This window comes from Candidatus Chlorohelix sp., from assembly GCF_037138995.1.
Lineage (GTDB): Bacteria > Chloroflexota > Chloroflexia > Chloroheliales > Chloroheliaceae > Chlorohelix.
This window is the reverse complement of record NZ_JBAXHI010000002.1, coordinates 233529-246454: the sequence shown is the minus strand read 5'-3', so window position 1 is coordinate 246454 and position 12926 is coordinate 233529. Positions and strand designations below refer to the sequence as shown.

The 12926-nt window shown below is 47.9% G+C and carries 8 protein-coding genes; 6 read left to right on the top strand and 2 right to left on the bottom strand.

The genetic code is table 11. The annotated features are described in order from the left end of the window. Nucleotides 1-409: 409 nt before the first annotated feature. The 3 genes from WCK19_RS02190 to fabG all read left to right on the top strand — a co-directional run bounded on the left by WCK19_RS02190 (nucleotide 410) and on the right by fabG (nucleotide 5391). Complete coding sequence (locus WCK19_RS02190; RefSeq protein ID WP_342395713.1) at nucleotides 410-2542, top strand: hypothetical protein; 2133 nt, start codon at nucleotides 410-412, stop codon at nucleotides 2540-2542. Next, a complete protein-coding gene (locus WCK19_RS02185) occupies nucleotides 2496-4469 on the top strand; it encodes a hypothetical protein (RefSeq protein WP_342395712.1) in 1974 nt (657 codons plus the stop codon). Before WCK19_RS02190 ends, WCK19_RS02185 begins: the two co-directional genes overlap by 47 nt. Before the next feature lie 175 nt (nucleotides 4470-4644). Beyond that, nucleotides 4645-5391 carry a 3-oxoacyl-ACP reductase FabG gene (gene fabG, locus WCK19_RS02180; RefSeq protein WP_342395711.1) on the top strand — a complete coding sequence of 249 codons (747 nt, stop codon included), beginning with the start codon at nucleotides 4645-4647 and terminating at the stop codon, nucleotides 5389-5391. Between the two features lie 59 nt (nucleotides 5392-5450). Here fabG and WCK19_RS02175 read toward each other — a convergent pair whose 3' ends face one another. Beyond that, nucleotides 5451-5825, bottom strand: a complete 375-nt coding sequence (locus WCK19_RS02175) for a hypothetical protein (RefSeq protein ID WP_342395710.1) — start codon at nucleotides 5823-5825, stop codon at nucleotides 5451-5453. A gap of 283 nt (nucleotides 5826-6108) precedes the next feature. Here WCK19_RS02175 and WCK19_RS02170 point away from each other — a divergent pair, with 283 nt between their 5' ends. Beyond that, entirely contained in the window at nucleotides 6109-7128 is a 1020-nt protein-coding gene (locus WCK19_RS02170) for a GNAT family N-acetyltransferase (RefSeq protein WP_342395709.1), read from the top strand. Between the two features lie 51 nt (nucleotides 7129-7179). On the opposite strand, the gene WCK19_RS02165 is transcribed toward WCK19_RS02170, so the two are convergent. After that, the gene (locus WCK19_RS02165) at nucleotides 7180-8571 is read right to left on the bottom strand and encodes a hypothetical protein (protein ID WP_342395708.1); all 1392 of its coding nucleotides are present in this window, start codon (nucleotides 8569-8571) and stop codon (nucleotides 7180-7182) included. 491 nt (nucleotides 8572-9062) lie between these two features. On the opposite strand from WCK19_RS02165, the gene WCK19_RS02160 reads away from it, so the two are divergent. Then, nucleotides 9063-9947: a class I SAM-dependent methyltransferase gene (locus WCK19_RS02160; RefSeq protein ID WP_342395707.1), complete on the top strand. Its 885-nt coding sequence runs from the start codon at nucleotides 9063-9065 to the stop codon at nucleotides 9945-9947. A 299-nt stretch (nucleotides 9948-10246) separates the two neighbouring features. After that, entirely contained in the window at nucleotides 10247-12859 is a 2613-nt protein-coding gene (locus WCK19_RS02155) for an FHA domain-containing protein (RefSeq protein WP_342395706.1), read from the top strand. Nucleotides 12860-12926 lie beyond the last annotated feature (67 nt).

The window sequence follows — 12926 nt, the reverse complement described above, 5'->3', positions numbered from 1 at the left end:
GAGATGTAATAGCAATTACTATTGATTTTAATACTCACCAATTTCAAATTCAAGTAGTACATAATTCTCATGCGCTTATAGTGCCTGACAAGGAGTCTTTATTAATTAAATATTAAAGGATTGAGGTGAATCGGTTTAATATATTGGGGGAAAACACGAGGCATCAAAATTTTGTGAGATTAATTTGCAATTCTTAAAGTTATTACTTGGGTTATACCTATAGATACCTGTCTTTTTACCTCAATAGGTTAAAATGTGGTAACTATTCACCTATCTAACCCATCAAGGGGGATAAAGAGATAGTTACAAAATATTTTTGATGCCACACTGCATAAGCGCTATAAGTTTCTCGCAAGAGCCTATCAATCAGGATAACCTCATAAGGCGCCAAAACATAGGAGGTGCTTAGATGAAACCAAAAGTAGCCCACTTTGCATTTTTCGTTATACTTCTTTTCTGCTCTAGCCTTGTAATGGGGGCAACCCTCCCCACCGAAGCTCTCGCCGCAGGCGGAACCTTTCCCGCCGAACCGTTTAACGGTCTTCAAGTTAATTACAGCGTTTCAGGCGCAAGGCTCACCTCCCCCATTGACAGTTATAGCTTCACCAACGGACGAGATTATCGGGGCGTGCTGACCGAATCAACCCTTAAAATATCGGGCAGCGTATCTGCCACCAGCGGATGGGGCGCAAGCCTTTCAGTAACCGTTTTAGTAGGTAAAGAAACCAAAAATTTCAAAGCTGAATCATTTCCGCCAAACGGGCTTGACCCGGCAGGAGGATGGAAGCAAAATTTCGATGTGTCGGTAACAGTCGATAAATTCAGCGAAGTTTCCACCGCCAGTTTCAGCATTAATCTGAACGGTTCATACAACGCGGGTGGTCGCTCAGTAGTAGTATCCGGCACTTTGCGCGGACCGCTGGTGGATTTGTGCGAGGAAGCAAAGCTCTACTTTACCGATGAGCAACTTTCTCACGCCAATGTCAGTTCTAACACCGCCTTTAAGTCCTTTAAGATGAAAATGGACTATAACGAATTGCGCTACGATATGCAAGGCGGTTGGAACAAGTACAATAGCGAGTATGAAAAAATGGGCTTGCCCAAGCCCTATATCCCCTACAATGTGGCTGGAGCAATTCCCGCGGTAACTTGGCTCTTTGCCGAAGGGGGCGTATCTGATTCCATCTCCAAACAATATGTTTTTAATAAAGACGGGATTGATCCGTTGATGCGGGGCTATGCGGTTAAGCATGGTACCGAACCGGCTTTGAAAGAGGCTATGCTGCTTAAAGCCACCCGCGAGGAGCGACAACTTACCCCCGGCGATGTTTTCTATCTGGCAATGATACAGTCAGACGGCAACGTGCGAAATGCCATGCTGCTGGCGCATAACACCTTGCGCTCGTTGGCGCGGGCGGGCGATGCCGCCTACACGGGGGTAAGCCAAGACCCTGCTTTCTTCAACGGTAAAGCCGGAAGCGAAGCAATTCCACCGTATCTGGTGACCATTCGCGAAGGCGATAACGCGGGTCCATGGTATCACCTGTTTGGCACCAGCTTTTTTGAACTGGAAAGTCAGGGACAGTGGGGACCATTGGCAAGTATAAAAGATATGATTACTTGGGAAAATGCTAAAGGATTGGTGAGCGGAAACCTCTATACACCCGCCAAAGATGACGTGCAAAGCGCCAGTTCAGAACTCGCCAACCTAGCCGAGCAGTTTTATCGTCAAGCGCTCGGCAACCGCAACCCCGATATTGAGAAGTTTTGCTTCAATGTGTGGGGGGGACGCTTGGGCGCATGGCTCTGGAATATTGCCCCCAAGTCGGGCGTGGATATATCCGGCGCAAAGGGCGTGGCAGATTGGGTCAAAGGCTATACTTGGGACCCTGCCGTGGACCTCGCAAGCTATGTTAAAAATTACGTGACAGGTGGAACTACCGCCGCAAAAGCCCAACCCACCACATCGGTATTTGGCGCGAAAAAATCCACGCCAAAGCCCAAACTTTCGATGACAGGTTCGCCCATTAATATGACATGGGAGGGGCAGAATCTGAAAATGGCAATTGACCAAAGCACCGGCACGCTTTACGGCTATATGCCCTTCTCCATCTGGCCCATTCAGGAAAAAGACGGCACTTGGGCGATGTTGTGGAGCGCTCCGCCCGAACTGAATTATAAAGTAGCCCTCGAAGGTACAGCCAGCGGAAACGTGCATCTGGTTTCAATAGACCCTGAAACCTCGCAAATAGCCACCTATACCAGCCCGGTTAGTACCGGCGAAAAGCTGTCAATGGACGTTAACGCCAAGAACAGTTTGCCTTCGCTTACTCGCGCTAACGGCGAGGTGGTAAAGCCCGCTATCAGAACTGCCGATTTAAGCCCGATTTCTGCGGGAGAACAAACTACAGCTACGGACTCAGGGATACCGGGTTGGGTAGTGCCTGTGCTTATCGGCGTTATAGCGGTGGCAATATTACTAATCGTGGTGACTCTTGCGCTTCTGCTGGGGCGCAAGCGCACTAAAGCGACACGGCAGTAGTCGGGAAAGGAACAGCGCAATGGTCACGCCCCAACAAGCATACGAATATGCCCTTAATCAGGAGAGGGCAGGTAATGTACAGGCAGCTTTTGAGACGCTAGTTGACCTTAACCGAAATTATCCGCGTTTTGCCGATGTAGAGGCAAGGCTGGCGATTTATGCAAGCCACAACTTCCGTTATGCCGGCACACAAAGTCTTTTTGCAACCGCCACACCCCTTCCACCGCCCGTTTACCCGGTAATGCAGCAAGGCGCAATGCCACCGACCTATGCTCCTCCAAAAAAAGGCAAAGGCGGTTTGATAGTTTTATTGCTAGTCGGGTTTGTGCTGTTATGCTCAGCGAGCGGGGCGTTAGCATATTTGCTGCTATTTAACAAAGGCGGTACGCCCTCCGCCTCTACTGCCGCCGTTGAAGACCCGATTGCGCCAACCCTAACCGCCATCTCGAAAATCAGCGTTGCGCCACAGAACACCACGCAAACAACCCTGACCCCCACCGGAAGCAGCGCCGCCACAACCACAGTTGTAGTTGCTACTTCAACTATCGCTGCCACAACTGTTGCGCCTAATACTCCTACCGTTAAACCTACTATGCCACCCGCCACTACCGTTGCAAGCGGGTTCAAGCCTTTTACCTCGCTCTCAGGCGCAAAAGAGGTACAGTATGACCCGCAAATACTGAAGGAGTTAGCGAACTCCTTTCAGCAAGTACCAGATATTAAGATGAAGCTATATGTTTCGAGCAGCACACCCGAACAATTAGCTAAAAATCTGCATAGCGCGTTACTTGCCGCTAATTATACTTTTGATGCGCCGGGCGAGTCCGAACCCTTTGCTACGGAAAAAATAATCATAGGAGCATACGTGCAAAACGGGCTGCCCGATATGGCTTTTATGGCGCAAACGGTATCCGCCAACCGCGATGAGAATCAAAAAATCTTGGACGATATAGGTTTTCCGGGAGATACTGCCGAAAATCAGGCTAAAATCCTCGACCAGATGCAGGGCTATTCCAGCTTTGTTATGGCTCTTTCCGGCACAGGCTTAAATATGAAACTCTTTAGCGGGGGGTCCGCCACCCCCACCGCTACCCCTGCCGCACTCGGCAACCCAACTTACAACCGAAAGGTGGTTTATACCTCCACTCGCAATGGCAAAAACGCGGTGTACCTCTACGATTTCGCTAACCAGTCTGAGATTGCGCTCTCTGACCCTAGTTTCGCCTGTAGTGAAGCGGTTTGGTCATTGCTCGGTAGTGAAATCTACCTGACCTGCCGCGATTCAATTTATGTAGTCAGCCCAGACGGTAGCGGCTTCCGCAAAATCGAAGATGGGTCACAGCCCAACCCTTCCCCGCTAAAAGGCTTTGCTTTCGTGAACGCAATAAAGGGGGACTGCAACGGCGTGGAGCAAATCTATTTTCGCCAGTTCAACGGTCCGAACGAACGCCTAACTTGTAATAGCAACGCCAAAATAGCGCCGCGTGTTTCGCCAGACGGCAAGCAAATTTTGTATTCAGAGCAGATAGAAGGCAAATGGCAATTAGTTATCATGGATGTGGTAGGGGGCGCGAATCGGCGCGTTCTCAACCCAAACGTAGATAACGCCCGCTATCCCGCATGGTCACCGGACGGCACGAAAGTAGCATTCAGCACAGGCGATGGCAAAGGCATTAACGCCCAGATTTACGTGTTGAATCTTGGCAATAACAGCCTAACCCAACTCACCAAAGAAGGCTTTAACGGCAGACCGCATTGGATTAAGCAGGGCTATATCATCTTTCATTCCAACCGCGATTTCCCCGATGCCCGCAACGATGACGGCACGCCTGATCAGGCACTCTACGTAATGGGAGATGACGGCAGCCCTCAGACGCGCATGTCCATTCCCAACCAAGAAGATAACTGGGCGCCTGATATTTATTAGGCTCTATTATTTCAGGCAGGGGGTTAAGCCTCCTGCTTTTTATGTTTTCGTAATCTTTCTCAAAAACTTCACAAGGCTATTGCACATATGCTAGGAAAATTAGTATAATGTACAAATTACATCTATGTGCAATTATTTAACGATGGCAATACTTCAAAGAAAGTAGGTTCGAGCAATGGGACGCTTGCAGGGCAAAGTAGCTCTTATTACTGGGGCGGCAGGTGGCATTGGTCTTGCTACTGCCCGACGATTCGCGCAAGAAGGCGCAATTGTGGCAGTTAACGATATGAACAAGACCGCAGGAGTTAAGGAAGTTGAAGAAATTTGCGCTGCTGGTGGAAAAGCCGAGTTTTATTATGGCAGCGTTACCGATGACGACTTCGTGAAAAGCATGATGAAGGATGTTGTAGAACGCTTCGGCAAACTGGATATTCTAATTAATAACGCCGGAGTATTGCGCGATGCGATGTCGCACCGAATGACCGAAGAACAGTGGGATACCATCATGAACATTCACCTGAAAGGCACGTTCTTTTGTTCCCGAACAGCCTTTGAGTACATGAAACTTCAGAATAATGGGCGTATTATCAATACCAGCTCCACCTCATCTCAGGGCAATATCGGGCAGGCAAACTATGCTGCTGCCAAAGCCGGTATTATTGGTTTAACCAAAACGCTGGCGCTGGAATATGCTCGGTATCAAATTACGGTAAATGCAGTTGCGCCCGGTTTTATCACCACTTCGATGACTGCCGCCATCCCAACGCACGTTCATGAAGCAGTAGTTAACCGGATTCCGCTCAAGCGCAAGGGCGAGCCTGAAGAAGTTGCGAATTTGCACCTTTTCCTCGCCAGTGACGAATCCTCTTATATCACGGGACAGGTAGTTTTCATTGACGGCGGCGGTACTGTCGGAATGTAACCCTGTTTGATGTAGTAACCTTAACGCCGGAAGCCTTTATTTTCCGGCGTTTTTTAGTATCAGCCTAGCTCAAAATAAACCGCCGCTACCCAACCGTATGAGCCACCCCCGAAAGGAGCGCGATCTTCACCATCGGCAAAGAAAATCTGCTGTTGGTAAAGCGACTGGATATTTTTGATAGTAATACGCCGAGTTTGAAGCCATGTCTGGAAGGTCTGCTCAATGTTATCAATCGAGGGAGTACGCCCCGCGCCGATGGTTAGCACGTTGCTTTTTTTCTCTACCTGATCGAAAAGATTCCTGAAGGTGGGATTAGAATTGCGAAGTTGCTGACTGCCCATCATAAAAACCCGCTGTGCCAGTTGCTGGTCGAGTGGAGTGGTAGCCGCTACAAAGAAATAAGCATGTCTGACTCGTTTTGATCCAAATACCATGCCAACACCTCCCATCAATTATATTGAGGTATGAAATACTTACACATTAAAAACTTCGGTAAATAGCATCACCTATCTATTTTACAATAGATGCTTCGGACTGCCTGTAGCATTAATTTGGCAGGTAAAGGCGCCTCACTCGGCGGGTTTAGCTTTAAGATAGTATGCTAAGCGACATATAATGTAACCTTTTTTAGGGTTGTTATCAAGCTAGATTGACGATATTTTCATTTAGGTTACAATTAAGCTAGTAAATTCTTTTCTGGTTAGCAGGGGATTATTTATGCTCTTCAAGCAAAAAAGCGGTAGGCAAAACCCGCTTCAAGCGATTTCTGTCGCCACAACGCAATTAGAGGAACCGTTGCCCAACCTCAGAATTACCCGACTATCTTTCTGGGAACACTGGGTCACGGTAGGTTTAATGTACCGTAATTATCGGGACTCTGACCCTGTTTTTGAACGTATCATGGGAACGGGTTGGCGCAAGCCCTTTTCGCGCTTTCTGCGAGGTCCCTTGTATTATTGGCTACTTAACCGAGGCTATGGCTTGCGGGTCGGAAAGAAACTTGCCGGACAAATTTATCTGCAACACCGCAAGTTTCTGACCCATGTGAACGACCTCGAAATTAACGTGAATTTCAGAGGCAATCATTACAGTTACCTGCTCATGGATTTTGCTGAACAGGAAGCACGCAAACACGGCTATCGCTTCCTCACCCTAGGAGTAACCAATTCCAATATTCGCGCTATAAATCTCTATCATAAATTAAATTACCTAGACCAACATCACCGCCACTTTTTTCTATCGCGCCCCTACTACCGTTTGCCTTCCAACATAACGCCAATTCCTAACGCTATCGGCAATATCAGCATGCGCCCCATGCGTAGGCGCGAAGCCGCCAAAAGCCTGAAGCGTTTTTTTGAAATCGAACAACGCGCCTCCAATCCTGAAACCGCAAGGGTTTGGGGGAAATATTATCGCCCAAGATTGCCGAATACCGCCAAAGGCTACAGCTTTAGTATAACTTTCGCCAATTCTTCCACGCCCGTAGCGCACGCAGACTTTTTTGATTGGGGCGTTCGGGGCGGACGGTGGCGTTTGTACTTAAATCCTGAACTCTGGGGTGCATCTGAAGAAAAAGCTTTGCTGGAAATTCTACTCCATCACACCCGCAGTTATTCGCATCTGTGGTTGAGCTTCGGTTCAGCCCTGCACCACCAAATGGCAGAGCCACTGACACACAACCTCGGTATGGTCGAACATGATGGAGAGCGCATGCTGATGGTCAAGCAGTTGCAATAAAAAACCCCTTCTCCGTAAAGGCAAGGGGCTTTGTAAGATACTACGAGTTTATCACTTAGCGGTAATATTAATCTCCGCCGGTTTTACGCCTTTCTCCACCCAATCCTTCAACTCGTTCCAGGCAAAAATCATCTGGGACGGCTTGAAGTCGCAGTGTTTCGGACTCCAAGTGTTGGGGTCGGCTGTGGGATTGAAGGAGAACGCGCCGGGGTCAACATTCTGCACCACAAAGCGCGAACTGTTATGCTGCGCCTGTACTTTGGCTTTCAGAATAAGTTCGTGGCGATAAGGAACTAGCGGGTCAATCCTGTTATGCACGCTCAAAACCTTCGCTTCAAAATCACCTTTGGGAGTGTACCAATTCTTCAAGTAGGTAACCGCTTTCGGGTTATCTACTGCCAGACGGTAAATATCGCTGTTGATTGCGTCACCAAACAGGTTAGGACCACCCGCATAGGTAACTTTGATATTACTATAACCGATACCTCCTGCCGTCTTTTTCAGATCTTCAAACCCGGTGGTTGCGCCCATCAACGCATTAATAAAGGAAACTGGTTCAGGGGTTATATCAGCAGCAATGCTGACTTGCTCGATAATATACTTTGCAGGAGTAGAAACCGCTGGGTCTGCATGTACAGTCGCGCCAAACAGAGTTGCTACCTTCGTGACTGCCTCTTGTGGAAAGACAGGTATTCTAGGGTCTCCGTATGAGCCGTCAGCCGCTTGCAACTGGAAGGGAGTATTCAGCGTGTAGAAATCATACACCATCCTGAAATCTGCCAGATAGCGTACCTGCTCGTACCAACCGGACACCACACCGCAGAAAGGCAACGCACCCACGTAATCATTTTCGTATTTTTCAACCAGCGCCATTGCAACGTTGCCGCCCATGGATTCGCCGATTATATACGCCCGGTGATTTCCAATCCGGTCAATCAGATTTTTGAGCGATTGGGTGTGCTTCACGCCGTTCTCTACCGCGTAGCCGTCTTTGCTATAAGCTGAATAGCCATAGGCAAAGCCCTGACCAAGCGCTGTATTCAGCACAGCCTTCATATTATCGCTAACGCCCGGTAGCACGTTAAAGTCTTGAGTTCCGGGATTAGTATATCCGTGTGCATACAACACTACTTGATGATTCCAGCTAAAAGGAATCTTAAGCAAGAACAACGCGCCATCCAATCTGCCTGTAGCAGTAATAGCACGTTCGCTGTTACTTGAGGTAACTTTCAGGTCGGTCAACCGCTCTACACGTGCTGGGAAAACTTGCCGCAACCCACCATAGAGTTGTGGCGAAGCATTAAGGGAATCGAAAGCCTGTTCCACTGCCGCAACCGTAATCACAGGCTCATCATAAGCCAGTACCGGACTAACTGTAGTAACTGCCAACGCCATAAGAATCAGCATACTCAAGAACAAATACTGCAATCTGCGCTTTCTCATTTTTCAACCTCCATACAGTAATTGTGTTTAACCCGCTATCCAATACCCGCAACCATCTCTAACTGAAAACTTTCCAACGCATCCGGCGTTTTTAATTTCTTTCAGTAGAGCGTGTTTCTCCGTTCCTCGACAAGGCGCAGTTAATCTACCAGACCGAAGGCTGGCTTTGGGGGCAACGTTGCACAAAGGTTAATATGTCGCTGCGATAAGGGCTGAAACGTTCTTAGTTCGGGAACGAGGTTGTTTCGGTATTTATTCTATCAAAAGACAGTAGCTGGGTTACAATGAAGGGGTAAATCCTTTGCTACTGCCGTAAGAAATTAGGCAAAGGTTTGATTTGATAAACTATTTTTCGGTATCAACATTCTCATTATACCCCATTTTATTGATTTTTAAAGGCTTATTAATAGATTGTTAGTTGTTATAAACTGTAAATTACTGTAAATAAATGGATAGCCAATCAGTAATATTAATCTGAGATTAAACAGGATATGAATAATTCAATTGAAATCAGTCGTTACTTGAAACAGCTATGGACTAACCCGGAAGCACGCCAGAAGCGGTGCCTTGAGATTAGAGCAGCGCGTACCATCTTCTTAACCAACAATTACCCCGATACCGCAAGTTGGGCAGCAGCGAACATTGCCAGCCAACTTCAAGATTCCGCTACTTTCAAAGCTAAGGGGCGTTTGTTGGATGTCGGGTGCGGCAGCGGTTTATATTTAAATCTGCTGGAGAGTTCTTATAAATTCGCGGTAGGTTTGGATAAATCTCCCGCGGCTCTAGCACAATTCCCCCGCAAAATCGAGAAGGCGCAACCGCTACGGGGCGATGCGCGGAATCTGCCCTTTGCGCCGGAAGTTTTTGGCGCAGCGTTGGCAAACCGCATGCTAAACCTGACCAGGGCTATTCACCGCGCCTTGAGCGAAATCCGGCGAGCATTGGCAGTGCAAGGCTTGTTGTTCATTGTGACCGCCGAACGGGAAGCAAACGCAACTTTGCGAAAAGCGCATGATGAGTCGCTAGTTGCGTGCGGCTTTCCTAAACGCTTTTATGCCCGCTCTAGCCCACCTGAACAGCGATTAGGACGCGAAAACGGCGAAAGGTGGTTGCGCGAAGCGGGATTTGAAGTGCGGCAGGTAGTTGATTACGAAAGGATAATTGCGCCTTTAACCTTAGCCGAAGGGCTAGAGTTATATGCCACCGGGTTACTATTCCAGCATTCAGCAGGCTTTGACGAACCGGGCATCGAACCGGAACGCTGGATAAAACTTTACCAAACGGTAGAAGCAAGGCTGGCAACTTTATTGGAGCAAGAGGGCAAGCTCGAAATCCGCGATGGCGCAACCCTTTTTACTGCCATAAAACCATTTTAAGCTTGTATAATTGTATTTCGCCCTAAATTTGCCGTCATTCATTACTTGATTTAAAAAGGGCTGTGGTAAAATAACGAATAGCTCGCCACTCCCTGCCAAATTCGTAAAAGTTGATTAATCGCTTTAAGAAAGGCTGTGGTAAAATGGATTTTATCGAACTAGCGATATGGTAGGCTAAATTAGCTCTACCAAAGCGGTTGGGTATTTTTCAATCTTCTACTATTCGACCTTTTTTGTGTGGAAACTCATTTCCAATTTTAGCCTGATTGGTAAATCTATTTTTAGCCGGGGAATATAGCGTGAGTGACACTAAAACAGGCGCAAGCCAGCGAACATCTTATCAAATCTCTGCCCGGCTTTATATGCTGGCAGGAACGCAGCAAGGGCGCGAATATCCTTTGGTTGACCGTAAAACCACAATCGGACGCGGTATCAATAATGATATTGTAATTTCCGACCCGCAAACCAGCCGCCGCCATGTTGAAATCATTTTTGAGAATGGAATTTATACCGCCATAGACCTAGGCAGCGCGAACGGGTTTTACGTTAACGAGCATCAAACCCAACGCGCTACACTAAAAGACGGCGATATTATTACCATTGGGCTGGTCAGGATGGCGTTTCGCACCACGCAAGGCGATTTGCCAATCCGCGATGTGCCACCCGCTTCTACCGGGATTAATATTCCGGTGATAGCGGCTACTGCTATTCTGCAAAGCGCACCGCCTTCTCCGATTGTTCCACCAACGCCAACCGAAGCCGCGTCTGCGCCCACGCCAATAGATGAGCGCGGTCTGGAGCAGATAGACTTGCGCGTTCGACAACTCACCGCAATTGGGCGCGACCGCACTGCCAACGAGATTGTGCTAGATAACCCCCAAGTTTCGCGCCGCCACGCCCAGCTTATCAATCAAAATAATTCCATCACCCTGAACGATTTGCGTAGCACAAATGGAACCTTTATCAATGGAAATCGAATAAGTGTACCAACAGTATTGAATGATGGCGATTTGGTAAATATCGGACCTTTTCGCTTTATGTTTTCGCAAGGTTTCCTGTATCGCAGCCAAGATGATGACAACATACGCATTGATGTGCTGAGCCTAAGCAAGCAAATCAACCCGGCTACTACGCTTCTGCACAATTGTACTTTTACAATTTTACCGCGTGAATTTGTGGCGATTGTAGGCGGTAGCGGCACCGGAAAATCTACCCTGATGGACGCAATAAGCGGGGTACGAATTGCCAATAAAGGGTCAGTGCTATACAACCGCGCCGAATATTACCCCCAAATGGAGGTATATCGTTCTGCCATTGGCTACGTGCCGCAGGATGATATTGTGCCAACCGAGTTGACGGTGGAGAGCGCTTTGAGATATGCCGCACGGCTGAGATTGCCGGAGGATACCAGCCCAGAGGAATTTAAAGAGCGGCTCGAGGATGTAATGGACGATTTGAGCCTTACCCAAAGGCGGGATACCCCGATTAATCTGTTGAGCGGTGGACAACGCAAACGAGTAAGCATAGCCGCAGAATTAATTAGCAAACCGAGCCTATTCTTTCTGGATGAGCCTACCAGCGGGTTAGATCCCGGTCTGGAAGGACGTATGATGCAAATGTTACGCAAGCTGGCGGATCAGGGACGCACCGTAGTGCTGATTACCCACGCTACCCAAAATGTGGAGCTTTGCGACCGGGTGCTGTTCCTTGCTAGAGGCGGCTATGTGGCTTTCTACGGAAAACCGACAGATGCGCTCTCTTATTTTGGCGTACAAAAATTCCCCGATATTTATACAAAGCTGGAGCAAGAACGCAGCCCCGAAGAGTGGGCGCAACTTTTCCAGCAATCCGCCTATTACAACCGAAATGTGGTATCGCGCTTGCGGGCAGTAGCAGGAGAGGCTAACAAATACGGCATCAACGTTGAGAATAACGTTTCGGTATCCGGTTTGATTAACCAAGTAGTACAAACAATGCCCAAAGTTTTGTTCCGTCATGCCAAAGTGCGGGTTTCAGCGTTAACCCAATATCTGATTCTCACGCGCCGCTATTTTGAAACCTTGCTGGCTGACCGCCGAAACCTAATAACCTTGTTGGCGCAAGCGCCTGTAATCGCTTTGCTGCTGGCGCTGGTCTTTAACCGAAACGATTGGGATTCCAGCGCCGGGGATTTCGGCAGCGCCAAATCACTGGTATTTATGATGACCATCGTAGCGGTCTGGTTCGGAACAAACAACGCCGCCCGCGAAATCGTCAAGGAAAACAGCATCTACCGGCGCGAAAGACGCATCGGGCTAAAACTCGCGCCCTATATATTTTCTAAGCTAACTGTGCAATTCCTACTGGTGTTAATCCAAACCTTGCTAATGATATTGATATTATGGTTGGGAATAGGCTTAAACAAGCCCTCTCTCGAATACCTGTTTTATATATTCCTGACGATGTTACTTACTGCCATGAGCGGAGTTACAATGGGGTTACTAATTAGCGCACTCAGCAAAAACAGCGACCGCGCCAATTATTTTGTGCCATTAATCCTGATTCCCCAAATTATTTTTAGCGGGGCAGTGGTAGCAATTGATAAAATAGGGGCAATTGGGCATGTAATATCCTCTGTAATGGTGGCACGTTGGGGCTATGAAGCCACTGGTTCGTTAGTTGGTCTGGATAACCTCCCTTCACCTAAAGTCAGGTTTTCGGGTCCCCCACCCGAATTTGCCGCCGATTTGGAAAGACTGTTCCGAGGTAGCCTGAAATATGACGCACCCGATTGGTATTTGATTCCCAAGCGTAATCTCGAATTTGATGTAAGTGTGTATCTGCGTTGGGGCATTATCGGTCTTATAATAGTAGTTAGCATTGCCCTGATATTCTTGTTTCAATATCGCAAGGATAGGGATTACAGTAAGTAACACGCATTACCGGGCTTATAGATGCCGGTTTGATTTACAAAATATAAATCAACTTGGACTATTTGAA